At 60.2% G+C, this 18555-nt stretch carries 21 protein-coding genes and 2 pseudogenes; 8 read left to right on the plus strand and 15 right to left on the minus strand.

The window, feature by feature from the left end; translation table 11 throughout:
• Positions 1-871: enolase C-terminal domain-like protein (locus ACT6S0_RS15850; protein ID WP_444764773.1), on the minus strand; the 871-nt coding region annotated here is incomplete at its 3' end.
• 137 nt (positions 872-1008) lie between these two features.
• Between ACT6S0_RS15850 and ttcA the strand changes: the two genes are divergently transcribed.
• Complete coding sequence (gene ttcA, locus ACT6S0_RS15855) at positions 1009-1962, plus strand: tRNA 2-thiocytidine(32) synthetase TtcA (RefSeq protein ID WP_119554576.1); 954 nt, start codon at positions 1009-1011, stop codon at positions 1960-1962.
• Between the two features lie 111 nt (positions 1963-2073).
• Here the strand turns inward: ttcA and ACT6S0_RS15860 are convergent, their stop codons facing one another.
• The 13 genes from ACT6S0_RS15860 to merR all read right to left on the minus strand — a co-directional run bounded on the left by ACT6S0_RS15860 (position 2074) and on the right by merR (position 14193).
• The gene (locus ACT6S0_RS15860; protein WP_147400454.1) at positions 2074-2523 is read right to left on the minus strand and encodes a hypothetical protein; all 450 of its coding nucleotides are present in this window, start codon (positions 2521-2523) and stop codon (positions 2074-2076) included.
• Positions 2474-4861, minus strand: a complete 2388-nt coding sequence (locus tag ACT6S0_RS15865) for a hypothetical protein (protein ID WP_444764774.1) — start codon at positions 4859-4861, stop codon at positions 2474-2476. The genes ACT6S0_RS15860 and ACT6S0_RS15865 overlap by 50 nt, the downstream gene beginning before the upstream one ends.
• A gap of 95 nt (positions 4862-4956) precedes the next feature.
• Positions 4957-6456 (minus strand): site-specific integrase, encoded by a 1500-nt coding sequence (locus tag ACT6S0_RS15870; protein ID WP_119554572.1) that lies wholly within the window; start codon positions 6454-6456, stop codon positions 4957-4959.
• Positions 6457-6468: 12 nt separating this feature from the next.
• The gene (locus tag ACT6S0_RS15875) at positions 6469-7752 is read right to left on the minus strand and encodes a tyrosine-type recombinase/integrase (protein ID WP_119554570.1); all 1284 of its coding nucleotides are present in this window, start codon (positions 7750-7752) and stop codon (positions 6469-6471) included.
• 432 nt (positions 7753-8184) lie between these two features.
• Positions 8185-9384: an MFS transporter gene (locus ACT6S0_RS15880; protein ID WP_119554568.1), complete on the minus strand. Its 1200-nt coding sequence runs from the start codon at positions 9382-9384 to the stop codon at positions 8185-8187.
• A 16-nt stretch (positions 9385-9400) separates the two neighbouring features.
• Positions 9401-10114, minus strand: a complete 714-nt coding sequence (gene arsH / locus ACT6S0_RS15885; protein ID WP_444764775.1) for an arsenical resistance protein ArsH — start codon at positions 10112-10114, stop codon at positions 9401-9403.
• Positions 10104-11162, minus strand: a complete 1059-nt coding sequence (gene arsB / locus ACT6S0_RS15890; RefSeq protein ID WP_444764776.1) for an ACR3 family arsenite efflux transporter — start codon at positions 11160-11162, stop codon at positions 10104-10106. Before arsB ends, arsH begins: the two co-directional genes overlap by 11 nt.
• 4 nt (positions 11163-11166) lie before the next feature.
• Positions 11167-11655, minus strand: coding sequence for an arsenate reductase ArsC (locus ACT6S0_RS15895; RefSeq protein ID WP_119554562.1), 489 nt, complete (start codon positions 11653-11655; stop codon positions 11167-11169).
• Complete coding sequence (locus tag ACT6S0_RS15900; RefSeq protein WP_119554560.1) at positions 11652-12161, minus strand: arsenate reductase ArsC; 510 nt, start codon at positions 12159-12161, stop codon at positions 11652-11654. The genes ACT6S0_RS15895 and ACT6S0_RS15900 overlap by 4 nt, the downstream gene beginning before the upstream one ends.
• Positions 12154-12669, minus strand: coding sequence for an arsenic resistance N-acetyltransferase ArsN2 (gene arsN2, locus ACT6S0_RS15905; protein ID WP_167481219.1), 516 nt, complete (start codon positions 12667-12669; stop codon positions 12154-12156). Before arsN2 ends, ACT6S0_RS15900 begins: the two co-directional genes overlap by 8 nt.
• 10 nt (positions 12670-12679) lie before the next feature.
• A complete protein-coding gene (locus ACT6S0_RS15910; protein WP_119554556.1) occupies positions 12680-13147 on the minus strand; it encodes an ArsI/CadI family heavy metal resistance metalloenzyme in 468 nt (155 codons plus the stop codon).
• An 11-nt stretch (positions 13148-13158) separates the two neighbouring features.
• Entirely contained in the window at positions 13159-13482 is a 324-nt protein-coding gene (locus ACT6S0_RS15915) for an ArsR/SmtB family transcription factor (protein ID WP_119554554.1), read from the minus strand.
• 297 nt (positions 13483-13779) lie between these two features.
• Entirely contained in the window at positions 13780-14193 is a 414-nt protein-coding gene (merR, locus tag ACT6S0_RS15920) for an Hg(II)-responsive transcriptional regulator (protein ID WP_119554552.1), read from the minus strand.
• Between the two features lie 72 nt (positions 14194-14265).
• On the opposite strand from merR, the gene merT reads away from it, so the two are divergent.
• The 7 genes and pseudogenes from merT to ACT6S0_RS15955 all read left to right on the plus strand — a co-directional run.
• Positions 14266-14616: a mercuric ion transporter MerT gene (merT, locus tag ACT6S0_RS15925; protein ID WP_119554661.1), complete on the plus strand. Its 351-nt coding sequence runs from the start codon at positions 14266-14268 to the stop codon at positions 14614-14616.
• A gap of 12 nt (positions 14617-14628) precedes the next feature.
• A complete protein-coding gene (gene merP, locus ACT6S0_RS15930; protein ID WP_119554550.1) occupies positions 14629-14907 on the plus strand; it encodes a mercury resistance system periplasmic binding protein MerP in 279 nt (92 codons plus the stop codon).
• A 10-nt stretch (positions 14908-14917) separates the two neighbouring features.
• Entirely contained in the window at positions 14918-15337 is a 420-nt protein-coding gene (merC, locus tag ACT6S0_RS15935) for an organomercurial transporter MerC (RefSeq protein WP_444764777.1), read from the plus strand.
• 30 nt (positions 15338-15367) lie between these two features.
• The gene (gene merA, locus ACT6S0_RS15940) at positions 15368-17044 is read left to right on the plus strand and encodes a mercury(II) reductase (RefSeq protein ID WP_119554546.1); all 1677 of its coding nucleotides are present in this window, start codon (positions 15368-15370) and stop codon (positions 17042-17044) included.
• Between the two features lie 30 nt (positions 17045-17074).
• Positions 17075-17701 (plus strand): organomercurial lyase MerB, encoded by a 627-nt coding sequence (gene merB, locus ACT6S0_RS15945; protein WP_119554659.1) that lies wholly within the window; start codon positions 17075-17077, stop codon positions 17699-17701.
• A gap of 81 nt (positions 17702-17782) precedes the next feature.
• Positions 17783-17941: pseudogene (locus tag ACT6S0_RS15950) on the plus strand (IS5/IS1182 family transposase); the annotation flags it as partial.
• Positions 17942-18047: 106 nt separating this feature from the next.
• A pseudogene (locus tag ACT6S0_RS15955) lies at positions 18048-18134 on the plus strand (GDCCVxC domain-containing (seleno)protein); the annotation flags it as partial.
• 74 nt (positions 18135-18208) lie between these two features.
• Here ACT6S0_RS15955 and ACT6S0_RS15960 read toward each other — a convergent pair.
• On the minus strand, positions 18209-18535 hold the full coding sequence (locus tag ACT6S0_RS15960) for a DUF4148 domain-containing protein (RefSeq protein WP_119554544.1): 327 nt from the start codon (positions 18533-18535) through the stop codon (positions 18209-18211).
• Between the last annotated feature and the right edge of the window lie 20 nt (positions 18536-18555).

Consider the following 18555-nt stretch of genomic DNA (forward strand, 5'->3'; position numbering starts at 1 on the left):
TGCCCTCGCGGATCCTGCGATGGCCTTCCACGTCGTCGGGACTCGTGGGCTCCTCGATGAACCACGGCTTGGCAAAGGCGAGCTGCCGCACCCAGTCGATGGCCTGCCCCACTTCCCACACCTGGTTGGCATCGATCATCAGGTGGCGATCGGGCCCGAGCACCTCGCGCGCCACGGTCAGGCGGCGGATGTCGTCCTGCAGGTCGCGCCCCACCTTGAGCTTGATGTGATTGAAACCCGCATCGATCGCTTCCTGCGCAAGGCGCCGCAGCTTGTCGTCGGAATAGCCGAGCCAGCCGGCCGAGGTGGTGTAGCAAGGGTAGCCCTCGGCCTTCAGCGTGGCGATGCGCTCTTCCTTGCCCCGCGACGCTTCCCGCAGCAACGCCAATGCCTCGTCGGGCGCGATGCAGTCGGTGATGTAGCGGAAGTCGATGCAGCGCACCAGCTCCTCGGGCGACATGTCGGCCACGAGCTGCCACACGGGCCTGCCTTCGGACTTGGCCCACAGGTCCCACATCGCATTGACCACCGCGCCCGTCGCGAGATGGATCGCACCCTTGTCGGGACCGATCCAGCGCAGCTGGCTGTCGGAAGTGACATGCCGCCAGAAGCGCCCCATGTCCTCCGCCACCCATGCTAGGTCGAGCCCCACGACCAGGTGCCGCATCGCCTCGATGGCCACGCAGCAGATCTCGTTGCCCCGGCCGATGGTGAACGTGAGGCCATGGCCTTCCAGCCCCGGCTGGTCGGTCTCGAGCACGACGTACGCCGCCGAGTAGTCCGGATCGGGGTTCATCGCATCGGAGCCGTCCAGATGCTTCGAGGTTGGAAAGCGCACGTCGAGAACGCGCATGGAGCGGACGATGGTCATGGAGTCCTTTCTTATCGGACGTAGAGCCCATCAAGAACATGCTTTTTCCGAGGCCATCAAGAGTGACGGGTCGCAGCGGCTAGGCGCGGTCCTTTACAGCCGTTGAATTTTGTCAAGAAACGTCGCCAGACTGGCCAATGTTTACATCGGAGGGCGTTGCTGACAAGTCTTCCCTACAATTCCACGAAAGGTTCTCTATGAGTGTTGAATTTAATAAGCTGCGCAAGCGCATCCGCCGACTCGCCGGCCAAGCTGTCGTTGACTACGGGATGATCGAGGAAGGTGATCTCGTCATGGTCTGTCTGTCGGGTGGGGCAGACAGCTACACCATGCTGGACAGCCTTCTTTACCTCCGGGAAGTCGCTCCGATCAATTTTGATGTCGTAGCAGTCAACCTGGACCAAAAGCAGCCAGGCTTCCCGGAGGACATCCTTCCCGCATATTTGACTCAACTGAACGTCCCATTTCGCGTCATCGAGGAAGACACCTACTCCATTGTCAAAGAGAAGGTGCCTGAGGGGAAAACGACTTGCGCTCTTTGCTCAAGGCTGCGACGCGGCATCCTCTACCGGACCGCAGTGGAATTGGGCGCCACCAAGGTAGCGTTGGGCCACCATCGCGACGACATCTTGGAGACGCTGCTTCTCAACATGTTCTTCGGCGGAAAGCTGAAAACCATGCCGCCGAAGCTGGTCTCGGACGACGGAAGAAATGTAGTCATTCGCCCGCTCGCGTATTGCAACGAGCGAGACATCAAGGCCTATTCGGCGGCGATGAATTTCCCGATCATCCCTTGCAATCTGTGCGGCTCTCAGCCCAACCTTCAGCGCAGAGCAATGAAGGAAATGATTCAGGAATGGGATCGACGCTTCCCGGGGCGCTCCGACAACATGTTTCGTGCGTTGACAGATGTGGTGCCGTCGCATCTGCTCGACCGAAAGTTGCATGACTTCAACACGCCAGCGAAGGTGAGCGGCGAACTGGACGATGTCAGCAACTGGCTCGCTGCGCCGAATGAGCCTTCGGAAGTCGTCGTGGCCCCGATCCGGCTCATGCCTGGTACTTCAACAATCGGTAGTTCAGCTAGCTGATCGGGGAGCTTGGCGCCGAATGGAGCCGAAGAGCGCATGAGCACAAGAGTCGGGGCGAACCGTAGAGGGATACCATTCCTTGTCGAATGGCAGCGTCTCGCGGTTGGCTCTCTACCTATCTTCTCGCCTTCTGCGCGTATTACTGGGCAATGGAAGAGCCAGCAGCCCGATGCCACCGGGCAATAGGGACACGTTGTGGATCAGCTGCATGTGACGCAACTGCAGTGCAGTTTTTTTCGCAGACAGGTCGGCAACCTGTAGTTCCAACTCAATAACTCGCTTCACGTACCAAGACCGACTGTGCTGGGGAGCGCTCGAGCGCTCAACACCTGGCTTCTTGGCCGCCTCGTACGCGTTATAGATGGCCTCATTCGCGCTGAGCGATTGGCGCGACCACACGTCTGAAGCTTTGAATTTCTTGGCAATTTGCCTTCTTAGCGAATCCCAGGTCAATCGCTGCTTGGCCGGCCATTCTTTCAAGATGACGACGATCGCCGCTTCGGCCCTCCGACTAATCTTTGGCATCCCCATCGTCATCTCTTTCCGGCGGCTCGCCGACATGTTTATCGTGTAATCGAGACGTGAGTTCGGACAGGCCCAGAGCCGCTGGCGCCGCATCGAACGTCACGAGCGTGCCTGGTGCAATTGAGGGGTCATTCTCCACAGCGAAGATCTCTTCACAGCGAGCGCGAACCCATCCGTGTTGTCTGATGTGGCGCTCGATCGGCTTCTTCAGGCCCCCGCTCGATCGCAATTTTTTGCGTCCCTCGGCGATCATGTGGAGGGAGTGCCGATGCATCTCTTTGATGATCGGCAAGCGCTTCTTGTCCCCTTTCCTCCAGACGTGGTGGGCACACCCCATGCAGTCACCATGCTGTTCACAAGGGTTGAGAGACCAAGATGTTGAGCATCCCCCCACTTCTGTGATTTGCTTGGGAACAGCTCTTTCAAAGAGAAAGATCTCTCGATCTACTACTTCAATTGTTCGAGCGGCGTTCGCAACAGGGCCAATCACCTTAAAGTCGACTGCCGGATCAAACCCCTCGATAGAGCCGCTCACAATCTCTGCCGGGGTGCGCAAATCGTAATGTGCTGACTGCGGGCCTGACGTTCGTCCGGCAAGTAGATCAAGGTACTGCTCGCTCACCCCCAACGTTAGCGCTCGTGTTTGAAGATAGGCTCGTGTGTCGTGAAGGGTGAACGATGGATATTCGCCATTCGAGAGTTTGATGTTCAGTGTCGCGAAGAGTCTTGGAGGCTTACCCAAGCGCACGCTAGTCCATCTGAGAAAGCGAGAATACGTGAGGACAACAGGGCGCCACCAAGCTCGCTTCCGCGCCAAGTGATCAGTTTCCTGATCAAGCTGACCATCAAACGCGGCGCAGAGGACCTCGTCGAGCCGCGTCTTTCTGTCGCTGGATGAGTAAGGCCAGTGAGGGAATCTTGCCTTCTTGAGGTCCGCCAAAAGTCTGGTACGCAACTCTTCAACACTGGAAAAACAGGAAAGACTTCGCCCAGCCACCAGAAAAGCCAGTTCGATTCCGATCTTCTGTCCTTCGTTTGCAGAGATCGAGTTGAGTAAGTAGTCCCGATCAATGAAGATATCTTTTTCAAGCAGTTGGACTTCACTAGGCAATTTGACCCCGATGACCCTGAACAACACGCTCAGATCGAGGTGTGATAGGTAGATTCGCCCTGAGACTTGAGATCTGGTCTGCTGCGGGAAGAAGTCTTGGGGATGGTTCACGCCACGTAGCGTGCGCAGCTTGACGCAGATGACTTCTGGGATCTTGTCGTAGAGTGAAGGAGACGCATGAGCCATTGAATCTACGGCACTGACGGGTACATGTGGAGCAGTCTTTTTGGTGCCGAACGGAGGTCTTCTGAAGTACGACTGCGAAAAATCGCTCTGCAGGTGGTCCGGGATATACAGCTGATTGATCTTTTCGAAGCTGTCGAAGTTCTCAATGTAGTACTTGAACGCTGCTCTTGCGTCCGCTGAGAAATTGCCGGCGACCTCGAACAGTTCCTGGGCAAGAGCCCCGAGTAGTTTCGGGACAGGAAGTTCTTGGTACAGATCGGTCTTGGGTCGATAAATTGATATCCGAACCCTTCCGTCAACGCTCCTGAGGGCGTCGGGGTGGAGCTGCAATAGATCCGATAGCCGCATCGACACGGTTGTGAAGGGCAGCGCTACCAATGCGGCCATTGAGGTAACTTCGTGTGCCGGACCGAAGCGCTGTTGCGCAGAACGGTATGCCAGTCCAACAGCAGCTACGACTTCATTCGGTAGACGCCTGGACTGGCTCTTCTTCTGCACATCGTCATCAAGAAGTTGTGCTTTCCGTTTCGTCGGGCTGGGCACCTTGGACTTGAAAGTGAACCGAGTTGCCAGCAGGCCGAATCCGTATTGGCCAAACCTGAAACTTTTCGTGTGATGGCCACCCTGCAACATACCTGCGAGCAAGTCCAACTCGCATCCAATATCGTATTTGACAGATGCGCAATCTGATCCGCCAATCAACGTTTGTTCGGCGAGAACGAAGGTCGCGCGCGTCAGCAAGCTTGGGTCATTGTTTCCAGAGTTGAGCTGGCGCAGAGCCCAGTCCAGAAGCTCCAGGGTGCGGGCGATCGTCTTCGGAGCCCCTCTCAGATTGCGGTAGATGATCATCACGTTGATGTATGTCTTCGCAAACGTGAGGAAACGGTCTCCGCCAACCATTGCCTCAGGGGCGGTGATCCTGGGCGGCCCCGTTCGAGTGCGAATGAATATCTTTCGTGCCCGTTCACGGTGCTCGATCTTGATGAGCGGTAGTCGTGTGGTCTTGTCACCCGCTTTCAGGCGATGCGGAGCCATCGCAAACCACGGAACACTGGGGTCATAACCTTGCTCGTGCACAGCGTCAAAACCTGCGACTCCACCGGGGCATCCCCACCTGACAAACTCATTAAATCTGTCGGGGCCCGCAGCGGTCTCGGTCCTGAAAAGCGGAACTACTCCCTGCATTCGTTTTTCCTCTTGCTCTCACAGATATGAATGACCTGCTTCACCGCGGAGATGATGTTGTCGTCTCTTTGAATCGTTTCCACTGGCAATAGCATCAGCACTTTCCTTTCTCGCGCCTTCTCCATCTTCGCTAGAACTTGGTCGTGCGGTCCATCTACGAAGGCCTTGAACCGCGGACAGATATAGCAACCATCGGGAGCCAAAACGCCGCATAGTTCATCTCCGCATCCGCCCAGGCTGTCGTTCAACTCGGCGTCGAGGATGAGGTTGTCTTCAGGTATGGACTTCTCGTTGCCCGCATCCAGCACCGAACCTCTAAACGCGTTTATGACAAGCACAAAGTGCGGATCCATCTGCCGCTCATACGCCTCAGCCATCTCGTCGGTCAAATTGACATAGCGCGTGAGCGAACCGGTGGTGGTGTGAAAGGCCGCCTGCCTGAGGACCTCCAATGGAGCACCGAGGATGGCCAGATGGGTGAGTTTTGTGTGTTTGAATCGCCTGGTGAAAAGATCGAGATCGCCTAGGTCTGCAATGTGGTCTGTGATTCGCCCTCGAGTGCGAACTATCAGAGATGTGATACCGAGGGATTGCTTCTGTAGAAAAGGAACGTGCTGATTGATGTTGACGCAAAAGAGTGGCTGATCGGGAGAAAGGTTGCGGCCAGACAGCTTCTCCATCCAAGCCAGGTGATCGCGAAGAGCCACGTGTACAGCCTCTGAGACGCTCACGGTCATCATCCTCGAGCGGCTCGGTCTTCCATGAAGTTTGACCAGAGGCACTGCGAGTGTCTTGGCGGACAATGAAACGTCCTTGACCCTCAAGAGTTGCATTTGCGAGGGCCGCAAAGCCTCGGAGATCATCAGACGCCAAAGCAGGTTCTGCTGTGGATTGAACTTCCCGTCGATGTACAGGTCATCTACTTGTCGATGAATCGAGCGCACCTTCTCGATCGAGAAGGGGCGCTCGTGCGCCTTCCTTGCCTGAATCTCGATGGAGGTCGCGCTCTTCGGCGATTGAGAGGTCAGAATGTGCGCCTTGAGGTCTGGGGCGATGCCTGGATAGCGGAGACGTATCCAATACCTCAACAAGCTCCTGAGCGTCTTTAGATCATTCGGTGACGATTGCCGCGCTTCCTCCATGTACATCTTCAGCGTGATGGATGCAACTCTTGCGGTGAGATTCAACCTTCTGATCATCCGCTCAAAACGAGAAAACCACTGGACCGCGGTGGAGACCTTACGGTGGCCGTCCAAGGCGTGCAGAACCACTGCGTAATAAATGGTCGCTGTTGCGGGCGTCAGCAGATCCTCGACATTCCTGAGCCTGAATACGCTTTCTATGCCATCGGTTTTGGGAAGCATCATGCCGTCCAAATTGACGGGGATGAGCCGCGATTCGTTGTCGATGACCTTGATGTGAGTTGGAAGACCGTCGGGAAAAACTTCCTCGCTCCCGACAACGAACTCGGTGTATGGGCCGTACATGCCGCAATCTCGTCAGGAAATGATCCGGTCTCTTTGCTGAACGAGCTCAGCCGAGCGTTCTTCGATTGCACGAGCGGCGTATCGATCCGGCATTGTTGATTTCGTAGACCATCGACCTCGTTGGATCACGATTTCACGAGCGTCACGGCCTTTTGACGTCGCAGTCTTGTAAACGTGATTGAGGTTGGTGTGTCGCAGGACGTGAGGCGAGATGGTGGAAGGGAGCGATTCGAAGGATTTGAGTTTGGCGAGTATGCGATTCAGGTTCCTTCGGCCGAGGGGGCTTCCTTCGTACTTGCCCTCATGATTTACAAACAGAAAGGGCGTCGCTGAGTTTGATTTGAAGACGGCCGCTTCACGATCGCCAACGATGTATTCAATGAGTTTGGTCGCAAGTGATGTGGAGATCGGCACCAAGCCACCCCCGGTCTTGCAAGCGGGTTCGTGCAATCGAGTGTCGGCAGGATCGTTCTGCGCTTCGACGACCTTGATGCATCCGGTGAAGTGCTCAGGCTTGTATTCCCACGACTCCATCACATCTACACAGCAGAGCTTGAGTAACTCTCCCGCTCTGAGGCCCGACTCGTGGAGTGTTTCCACGATCAAGCGATCGCGCTGCCCTGTTGGAGTTTGAGGAAATGGGCCACCGTTCCCGATGGCTCTCTCAACGCTGCTCCGTTGTTCATCGTTTAACGAGCGCACCTCTACAGAATCGTCGCCTGTAGCGATGTGCTTATGAAATTCCATTCGAATGCTCTGCGCGCTGGCTTCGAGCATTCGATGCTCCTCCGCGGTGAGTTCCGACCGAGGGTCGCATTCCTTCGTCAGCCAGGCAACATAGTTTCCGGTGGTCCTGATGCGGCGGTTCGACGTGCCGAATTTGACGGCTTTGCCGGTTGCCAACAGAGCGAAGGTAGAGGATTCGTCCTGTAGCGCGGTCGCGAGCTTGTCGGCTGACAGGCATGCCCAACGGCAGTACTCAGTAATTTCTCTGCTCGTCAGTGCACGTATGCCAGCAAGCACGCGGCCTTCCGGACTGATGAAGGGCGCTTTCGCCTTTCCCGAGGCTTCAGCACGCCTTGCGCGAAGCAGCTGCCATTCGAGAAAGAACGCGAGATCCAAAAGAACCGCGATCTGGGTATTCAGCGGCGTCTGACCAAATTCGTCGAGCAAAAAAGCTACTGCAAGCTCGTGCTGCAACTCGGTTTCGCGGTCCACGAGGACAACGCGGCGAACGGCATCACTGCCATCCGGCGATGTATCCAAGAGCAATTCAATTCGGAAACGAAGCGTCATGGCCGGAACCTTACAAAGAGCGAGTCGTCTCGGCAACCAGATTCACGGATGACAGAGGGCGGGGGCTTCATCCGGCTCGGAAATCTTGTCAATTTGGAATGGAATCCGATAATTGCGTTCTCCGCTGAGCAAAACCTCTGGCGAAGGAGGATGTGGCCGGGGGCCATGGTGTCGGACGTGCAATCACGACAGTGGCGCGTCGAAGTTTGCGATGTCAGTTGATTGCGACAGGCATGGATGGCAATCGGCACTTGGGCAGAGCAAACGAGCCTTTACCATCCCGTCATGCCCGAGCGCGCCATCGGACCAGACCGGTCAATCGGTGCGCGCGACCTTCGTGGCGCTTGCGCCAAATCGGACTGGCTGAGCCTGTGATGGTCACCACTGATAGCGACCACGACGCGTGGTCATGCGTTGACCAGAATTCCGATTTCAGTGCCCCTCAGCAACAAGTGGTGCGTTCCTCATGTCGGCCGTCATGACCACAAGCGCAAGGCATGCGGACAGGCCAAGGGCAGCGGAGAACCACAGTGCCCCGTCACCCCATCGCTCCACCGCAATGCCGAACAGAAACGGTGCCCCGGCCTGCACGATGCGCGCTGGCACCATCAGGAATCCTTGGCGCTGCCCGTAGCCCTCGGCACCAAAGATCAGCAGCGGAAGCGTCCCGATGGCGATGGTCAGGATGCCATTTCCCAAGCCGTGCAGCACCGCGAAAGCAGCGGTGGCCGAAGTACCGAGCAGGCCGAGGCAGAGAGCGCCCAGCGGGTGAGCCAGCGTGGCCAATCGGGCCGACAAAAGCGGATGCGCACGCTTGAGAAAAGTGAACTCGATCACCCGTCCCACCACCTGGGCTGGACCGACCAGGGCGGCGATGCCAACTGCCGCGGCCAGCGTGGCACCGCTGGCGAGCAGCAGTTCCGGCAGATGCGCGGCCATTGCCGTGCTGATGAACCAGGTGACGGCAAAGACGTATGCCATCAGGAAAGCGGCGCGGCGCGGCTGCGCTGGCGCAAGACCCGCGCCCGCGCCCTTGTTGGCGACAGTTGCCTCCTGCGAAGCCTGATCGGCCCGGGCAGCGCGTGGCAGCAGCACATTGAGTGGAAGGCCGATCACCAGATGCAATGCCGCCCACGCAAGACACGCCCCGCGCCAGCCCACGGTGCTTTCCAGATAGGCCGACAAAGGCCACCCCACGGTGCTCGCAAAGCCTGCGAACAGTGTGATGCCGGTGATTGCTCTGCGCGCATCCTGGCCATGCAGGCGTACAACGGTGGCGAACGCAGCCTCGTAGAGCCCGCTGCCCATGGCCAGGCCCATCAACGCCCAAGCGACGAATACATGGCTGGCATGCGTGGACTGGCTCAACGCCGCCAACCCTGCGGCAAACACCACGTTGCTGGCGATGAGCACCGGGCGTCCGCCCAAGCGGTCGATGAGCCGGCCGGCGAAGGGGCCGATGCCGGCCGCGACGAGCAGCGCCATCGAGAAAGCACCGAAGACCGTGGACGTGGAAATTCCGATGTCCTTGCCGATGGCACCGGCCAGCACCGCGGGGAGGTAATACGACGAGGCCCACGCCAGGGTCTGAGCCACACCCAGCATCACCGTCGTCGTGGTCTTGCTTTGCACCCTGGGTTCGCCCCGCTCAGATGCTGCGCAGGTTGACCCGCTTCGACAATGCCTCGGCACTCTCGCGCCGCTCGCTGTAGCGGTCCACGAGGTAGCCCGCGCAGTCGCGCGTGAGCAGCGTGAACTTCACCAGCTCTTCCATCACGTCGACCACGCGCTCGTAGTAGGGAGAGGGCTTCATGCGCCCGGCCTCGTCGAACTCCATGAAGGCCTTGGCCACCGACGACTGGTTGGGGATCGTGATCATGCGCATCCAGCGGCCAAGCACGCGCAGCTGGTTCACGGCGTTGAACGACTGGGAGCCGCCCGACACCTCCATCACCGCGAGCGTCTTGCCTTGCGTGGGCCGAACGGAGCCCATGGCCAGCGGAATCCAGTCGATCTGGGCTTTCATGATGCCGGTCATGGCGCCGTGGCGTTCGGGCGAGGTCCAGACCATTCCCTCTGCCCACTGGGCGAGCTCGCGCAGCTCCACTACCTTGGGGTGGTCGTCGGGCTCTGCGTCCGGCAACGGCAAGCCGCGAGGATCGAAGATCCGCGTCTCGGCGCCGAGCGCGCGAAGAAGCCGCGCTGCTTCTTCGGTCAGCAAGCGGCTGTAGGAGCGCTCACGGACCGAGCCATACAGCAGCAGGATGCGGGGCGCGTGGGTGGAGCGCTGCGCCGGCATCAGCAGATCCGGATCGGCTTTTGCGAACAAGGCCGGATCGATGTTCGGCAGCTCACGACTCATACCAACCCCGCGATGAGTTCACGACCTTGACCACCGCCAGCATGAGCGGCACCTCGATCAGCACGCCAACCACGGTGGCCAGGGCCGCCCCCGAGTGGAAGCCGAACAGGCTGATGGCCGCGGCCACCGCCAGCTCGAAGAAGTTGGAGGCGCCGATCAGCGCGGAGGGACATGCGATGCTGTGCTTCTCGCCGAGCTTCCGGTTGAGCCAGTAGGCCAGGCCAGAGTTCAGCACCACCTGAATCAGGATCGGCACCGCAAGCATCGCGATCACCAGCGGCTGCTTGATGATGGCCTCACCCTGGAACGCGAACAGCAGCACGAGCGTCAGCAGGAGCGCCGCAATCGACCACGGCCCGATGCGATGCATCGCTCGTTCGAAAGCCGCGGGCCCGTTCTTCAGCAGTCGTTTGCGCAGCACCTGCGCGAAGATCACCGGCAGGACGATGTAGAGCCCCACCGAGGTGATGAGCGTGTCCCACGGCACGGTGATGGCTGACAGCCCCAGCAGCAAACCGACGATGGGAGCGAAGGCGAACACCATGATGGCGTCGTTCAAGGCGACCTGCGACAGCGTGAAGACAGGGTCGCCGCCAGTCAGGCGGCTCCAGACGAAGACCATTGCCGTGCAGGGCGCGGCGGCCAGCAGGATCAAGCCTGCGACGTAGCTGTCGAGTTGGTCGGCTGGCAAGTGGCCCGCAAAGACCTGGCGCACGAAGAGCCATGCCAGGAATGCCATCGAGAACGGCTTCACCGCCCAGTTGATGAACAGCGTCACGCCGATGCCGCGCCAGTGGTTTTTCACCTGCGCAAGGGCTGCGAAATCGACCCGCAGCAGCATCGGGATGATCATCACCCAGATCAACACGCCCACGGGGATGTTGACCTTGGCGACCTCGAGGCGGCCAACGGCCTGGAACACGGCCGGGAGCAATTGCCCCAATGCGATACCGACGACGATGCAGAGGAACACCCACACCGTCAGGTAGCGCTCGAACACGCTCATGGGGGCCGCGCTGGCGCGCGGGCTTTCGATGACTGCACTCATGGTGTCAGTTCGCGGAGATGCGCTTCAGCCGCTCTTGCAGCTCGGCGTCGCTCATGGCTTGCGGGTTGTCCAGTGCGAGCAGTTGCAGCATGCGGTAGGAGATCGCCTGGCGCGTCAGCTCGAAGGCCTGGCGTTTTGCCGCGTCGCCGCCCTCGGTGTTCGATGGGTCCGGATAGCCCCAGTGAATCTTGACGCGCGTTCCGGGCCAGTACGGGCATGCTTCCTGCGCCGCGCTGTCGCAGACGGTGATGACCACATGCATGACCGGCGTGGAGAACTCGTCCCAGCTCTTGCTGCGAAAGCCCTCGGTGTTCACGCCGGCCGCCTGCAGCACTTCGATGGCGAACGGATTGATTCTTCCGCTGGGTGCGCTGCCGGCGCTGAACGCCTTCACGTCCTTGCCGAGCTGGCGGGCCCAGTGGTTGAGCATGCCTTCGGCCAGCACGCTGCGGGCCGAATTGTGAGTGCAGAGGATGAGTACGTTGAGCGTCATTGCGCAGCCTTCTGAACCTTGCCGATATCGCGGATCTCGCGCTGGATGGCCATCGAGTCGAGCCGGGCCAGAGGCAGGGCCAGCATCAGCTCGATCCGGCGCTTCAGCGTGAGGGCCGTGTCCATGAACTGGCGCTCGGTAGCTTCTTCCGGCCCCGCGAAGGCTGCGGGGTCGGCCACGCCCCAGTGCGCGGTCATCGGCTGGCCGGGCCACACAGGGCACACCTCGCCCGCGGCCTTGTCGCAGACGGTGAGAACGAAATCCATCACCGGCGCATCCGGCTTCGCGAACTCTTCCCAGTTCTTGCTGCGATAGCCGGTGGCGGGAAGGTGCATCTTGTCCAGAGTGAGCAATGCGTAGGCGTTGACCTTGCCGGCAGGATGGCTGCCAGCGGAGTAGGCCTTGAATCGCCCTTTGCCCAGGTAGTTGAGCAGGCCCTCGGCCAGGATGGAGCGCGCAGAGTTGCCCGTGCAGATGAAAAGGACGTTGTAGGTTTTCTCAGCCATGACGATGTTTTTCGGTGGAGGAAGTCGGGTTGATCTCTTTGAACATGCAGACGGCCGAGGCCGGGCAAAGGCTCTTGAATTCGCTGCTGGCCTGCACGGAGGCCGGTAGCGCCGTGCGGTCGCAGCGCTCGAAGCCTCGGGCCTCGAAGAATGGCTCTGCCGTGGTGGTCAGGATGCAGAGGCGATTCACGCCTTTCGACGCAGCAAAGGCCTCCATGGTTTGGAGGGCCTGGTCCCCCACACCATTGCCACGTGCATCGGCGCGAACCGCGAGGGAGCGGAGCAACGCGGTGTCGCCGAAGCGTTCCAAGCCGACACAGGCAAGAATCCCTTCGTCGCCGGCGCGGCTCACGAAGAAGGCTTCCATGTGCTTTTCCTGCAGATCGGACTCGGGCAGGCCGGCCTCCCGAAGCAGCGTTCGCACGGACGCGAGCGACTCAGCTTCGGCACGCACAAAGAGGGACTTGACCACCGACTCCGGTGGCGCAGCGACAGTTTCTTGAGACATGGTGCATCCGTCAGCAGCAGGCGTTCTTGCCCTTGGTGAGGCCAACGCGATCAGCGGCCTTTTCGCACCATCCTTGCACCTGCTGGCTGACCAGGTCACGTCGCTGTCCGAAGCTCTCGTTGTCCTCGAAGGTTTGGTAGTGTTCCCAGGCGATGCCTTGGGGATCAGTGACCCAGTGCTTTTCGCTTTTCGCGTAGCAGCATGTCGTCGCGCCCTCATCGAACACAGTGCGGTCGGCCGCGCCGGCTCGGCGCTTCAACTCGATCAATTCGTCCGAACTCTCTGCTTGAAAGCCGAGGTGGTCGATGCCCTTCGCCTCTCCCACCGTCGAGATGGCGAAGTTGACGCGCGGATCGTCGAGCATCCATTTCGCATAGTCGGCCTCGACACGTGCTGGCGGCGATGCGAACAGGTTGGAATAGAAGGCGATGCTCTTGGCGAGGTCATCGACATGCAGGTGGACGTGGAAGCGCTTCATGGGTTTCTCCTTCAGCATTCACAGGCAGTGGCGCTGTCGGTGAGGCACGCCTCGCCCTGACAGCAGTTCTCCGTGAGGTAGCCGAGTAGCGCATTCATCTGCTCGAACACCGCGCGGTAGATCAGATTTCGGCCGTCGCGCTCCTGGCTGACCAGGTTGGCGTGCGTCAGCTCCTTGAGGTGGAACGAGAGGCTGGTCGAGGGCACGCCAAGCCGTTCGGCGAGCACGCCCGGCGTGAGGCCGGTATGGCCGGCGACGACCAGTGCGCGGAAAACTTGCAGGCGCACTGGTTGGGCCAGTGCGGCCAAAGCTCGAATGACAATCTTTTCTTCCATGATTCAATAATAGTTGAATTATAAAATTCATTCAAGAAGCTCTGAGCAAGGCTCCATACTGGAGTTCAAAGAAGCCAAGTGGCCGGACCCGGCTTTACGGCTTGCGCCAGCCAACTCGGCACCCGGCCACAGTGCAACGTGACGGGCAGCAGTTCGCTCAACGCCGCTTGACCAGCGGATCAGCTCTTGGTGGGGAGCAACGTAGCCTCCCGTGACAAGCAAACTGCGCCTCGAACGAGCGCTGGGCGCCCAAGAAGGGATCTATTTCGATACCTCTGCAGGCTCAAACGGGCTTTGCTACGGCTGCTCCTGCAGCGCGGAAATCAACGGGCATGACACCGTGTCGTGGCTCGCGCAACAATCTTCAACCAACGTGGCCAGAACCGACTCGATGCGGTGGAGATCGACCAGCTTGGCGCGCACATTGGTGAGCTTTTCCTGCGCAACCTGGCGCGCTTCGTCGCAATGGGTGCCGTCATCCAATGCGAGCAAACTGGATACCTCGTCGAGGCTGAAACCCAGGCTCTGGGCGGACTTGACGAACCGAACACGCGCCACGTCAGTTTCTCCGTAGCGCCGAATGCTGCCGTAGGGCCTGTCCGGCTGCGGCAGCAGGCCCTTGCGTTGGTAGAACCTGATGGTTTCCACGTTGACCCCGGCCGACTCGGCAAATGCGCCGATGGTCAGGATGTCGTGCACCTGATTTGCCATACCGCTTGACTCCGTACTTGACTACGGAAGTAAGGTTACTCCAGTTCAAAAACAACCGGAAGGATGGCGGCAATGCCAGAAACGAAAAGCAGTCGCGGAGTCCTGATTGCAGGGGGACTTGCCGCGTTGCTCGCCTCGACATGTTGTCTTGGCCCCCTGATTCTGGTCACGCTCGGTGTCAGCGGTGCATGGATCGGGAACCTGTCCGTGCTCGAGCCATATCGCCCGCTCTTCATCGGGGTGGCGCTGGTCGCGCTGTTCTTCGCCTATCGACGCATCTTTCGGCCGGTGCAGGCCTGTCAGCCCGGGGACGTTTGTGCCGTGCCCCAGGTACGGCTCGGCTACCAGGTCGTGTTCTGGATCGTGGCGATCTTGGTCGTCGTGGCGCTCGCGTTTCCCTATGTGTTGCCCTTGTTCTATTGAAAGGACCTCTTCATGAAAAAGCTGCTTTCTGTTCTCGCACTGCTCGCTGCGTTCACCGCTCCCGCGTGGGCCACGCCGCAAACCGTCACCCTCTCCGTACCGGGCATGACCTGCGCGGCGTGCCCGTTCACGGTCAAGCAGGCGCTGGGCAAGGTCAACGGAGTGAGCAGGGCCGATGTGAGCTACGAAAAGAAGCAGGCCGTCGTATCCTTCGATGACGCTAAGACCAGCATCCAGGCGGTGATCAAGGCCACCGCGGACGCCGGGTTCCCGTCGACCGCCAAGCAATAGGTCCTTCACCATGGGATTGATCACTCGCATTGGGGACAAGGCCGGGGCGCTGGGCACCGTCGTCTCTGCGATGGGCTGCGCGGGGTGCTTTCCGGCGCTGGGGAGCCTGGGGGTGGCGCTCGGACTGGGTTTCCTGAGCCAGTACGAGGAACTCGTCATTACCCGGCTGCTGCCGCTATTCGCAGTGGTTGCGCTTCTCGCCAACGGGTTGGGCTGGTTCAGCCATCGGCAATGGCATCGCAGCGTGCTGGGCATGGTGGGTCCCGCGATCGTACTGGCGGCGCTCTATCCGTTCTTCGGCTATGGGTGGACCGAGTGGCTGCTCTACACGGGCCTGACCATCATGGTCGCCGTCTCGGTCTGGGATCTGCTCGCGCCGGCGCATCGCAGGTGTGCTCCGGACTCGAGTGCGCAACCACGCAGGCAGTGAAGATTTTCAACGTACACAGACAGGCATTCAATGACCCGCTTGCAAATTGAAGGCATGACCTGTGCCTCGTGCGCTGAGCATGTGCGCAGCGCACTGCAGAAGGTGCCCGGCGTGCGCTCGGTGTCGGTGTCTTACCCGGACCGCCTGGCCAAGCTCACGCTCGATGAAGGCACATCGCCGGCTGCGCTGACGACGGCTGTGGCAGCGGCCGGCTACCGCGCGCTGCATGCCGACATTTCGGCACCCGCTGGGTTGCTCGGCAAGGCCCGCCAATGGCTCGGTAATGCCGCACATCCGAGCTCAGGTAGCCAACCGTTGCATGTCGCGGTGATCGGTAGCGGCGGCGCCGCGATGGCTGCGGCGCTCAGGGCGGTGGAGAACGGCGCACAAGTCACATTGATCGAACGCGGCACGATCGGCGGCACTTGCGTCAATGTCGGCTGTGTGCCGTCAAAGATCATGATCCGCGCCGCGCATGTCGCGCACATGCGCCGCGAAAGTCCGTTCGACGCCGGCCTGTCCGCGGCGGCGCCGACTGTGCTGCGAGACCGGCTGCTTGCACAGCAACAAGCTCGTGTTGATGAACTGCGCCATGGCAAGTACGAGAACATCCTGAACGGCACACCTGCCATCTCGGTCGTGCATGGCGCCGCGCGCTTCAAGGACAGTCATACGCTGATGGTGACGCTGAACGAAGGCGGCGAGCAGGAGGTGTCCTTTGAGCGCTGCCTGGTGGCCACCGGTGCAAGCGCCGCTGTGCCGCCAATCCCGGGCCTGAAGGAGACGCCCTACTGGACGTCGACCGAAGCCTTGGCCTGCGAGGCGATCCCTCAGCGCCTGGTGGTGATCGGTGCATCGGTGGTGGCGGTGGAGCTTGCCCAGGCGTTCGCCCGATTGGGCAGCCAGGTCACGATCTTGGCTCGCAGCAGACTTTTCTCCCAGGATGATCCGGCCATCGGCAAGGCGGTCACCGCAGCGTTTCGCGATGAAGGCATCGTGGTGCTGGAGCAGACCGAGGCGAGCCAGGTGGCGTACGCCAACGGCGAGTTCGCCTTGACGACGAATCACGGCGTTCTGCGTGCGCAGCAACTGTTGGTTGCCACCGGACGCTCGCCGAACACTGCCGGACTGGACCTCGAAGCCGCAGGCGTGAAGCTCGGCGAGCGTGGCGCCATCGTCATCGACCACGGCATGCGAACCAACGTCCCCGGCATCTATGCGGCAGGCGACTGCACGAACCAACCGCAGTTCGTCTATGTGGCTGCGGCGGCTGGCACACGTGCGGCCGTCAACATGACGGGCGGAAAGGCTGAGCTCGACTTGACTGCAATGCCGGCTGTCGTGTTCACCGATCCGCAGGTGGCGACCGTCGGCTGCACCGAGGCCGAAGCGAAACAAGCGGGGATCGAGGCCGAGAGCCGCACGTTGACACTGGACAACGTGCCGCGCGCCCTAGTCAATTTCGATACGCGTGGCTTCATCAAGCTCGTTGCTGAGGTCGGTACTGGCCGAATCCTGGGTGTGCAGGCGGTGGCGGCCGAAGCAGGCGAACTCATCCAGGCTGCGGCGCTTGCAATCCGAGGAGGCATGACGGTCCAAGACCTGGCCGACCAGTTGTTCCCATACTTGACGATGGTGGAAGGCTTGAAGCTCGCGGCCCAGACTTTCTCCAAGGATGTGACACAGCTTTCGTGCTGCGCTGGCTGAGGACCCTCCATGCTGAACTGTGGGGTGGCAATGACTGACAAGAGCGACCACGCCGCGCTCATCATCGACGCGTTGTCGGGCGGCTGCAGGATGGAGGCATTTGCTCCCGTCTTTGTCGCACTTTTGCGTGAGCTCGCGAATGGCCTCCCCGTGTCTGTGCGGGCGTTGGCCAAAGCCTCGCGCCAGTCATTGGCGCAAGTCGACACGGTATTGCGGGGTGCACCTGACATTGAGTACGACCGGATAGGCAACATCGTTGGGTACGGCCTCACGCAGCGGCAAACGCCCCATTCCTTTGAGTTGGAAGGGCGCCGGCTGTACACCTGGTGTGCCCTCGACACCCTGATGTTTCCCGCCCTGATCGGCAAGTCCGCGCGCGTGCACTCCCTCTGCCCGGAGACGGGTGTGCCGGTGTCACTGACGGTGGACCCGCACGAGCTATGCGTGGTCGAACCAGCCGACGCCGCTGTTTCGTTGGCGGTGCCGCAAACCGGCATCCGACAATCTTTCTGCTGTCAGGTGCACTTCTTCTCCTCTCATGCTGCTGGCGATCGGTGGGCGCTGCGCCACCCGGGAGTTGAGGTCGCAAGCATCGAGGCGGCATTCCTTCTGGGCCAGGAGGTCGCTCGCCGTCTTAACAAGTTGCAGGCGGCCTAAAGCCAAGCGGCAAAAATTCAAGGCCGAGTGGAGCCTCGTGCGGCATCAGACTGCGTCATCAGGACGAAAAGAGCACGAGCGATGAGCCAAATCAGTTTTGCGGATGCGGAGAAAGCGGGCAAGAGGAAGGAGACGAGGCGCGAAGTCTTCCGTGTCGAGATGGAACTGGCGGTGCCGTGGAAGGCGATGCTTAAAGTCATGGAGCTCCACTATCCAGTGGCAGGTCGAGGCCGTCGTCCCTAGGGGACTTCTCTATGAGTTCGGAGTCGTGCTGCCGCAACGTCACGCGGCGCTGCTCAAGGCATTGCCTGTGAACGCCTGTCAGTTCTTCTAGGAATGCGAGAACTGCAAGATCTTGCTTCGCCCGAAATCCGGCGACTGCTGTGTATTCTGTTCGTTCGGTTCGGCGAAATGCCCACCAATCCAAGGGTAGCAAGACTGTTGCAGTCCGGGCACCTGCTGAAGAAGCAGCTCTCCTCACTTGTTACTCAGCAGGTGTGCTCGCGACTATCTTTCGCCGGACGGAATGGTGCCGTCTCGCATCGCCTGAAGGGTCTCTTTTCGAACTTCATCGCGTGTCTTTCCCGGACCGCTCTTGGCGACTGGCCATGGGGCGCCATACCGACTCGCCCAGGTCCAGAACGGATGCTTCTGAGCGGCTTCGAGTTCTGCGGTGATCTGGGCTCGGGGTTTGGTCGGCCCTGCATGCTCGGGGTGGTAAACCACACCCGCTTCAGTTGGCGCGAAGTGGGACGGTTCCGCGTAGGTCGGGGGCGCGAGAACAACTGCGCTTACGACCATGGCGAGCGCTGAACCTATGCGTTTTGACGACATGACACTCTCCTTTGACCGTG

Origin of the sequence: Roseateles sp., assembly GCF_052436255.1 — a bacterium.
GTDB lineage: Bacteria > Pseudomonadota > Gammaproteobacteria > Burkholderiales > Burkholderiaceae_C > Pelomonas.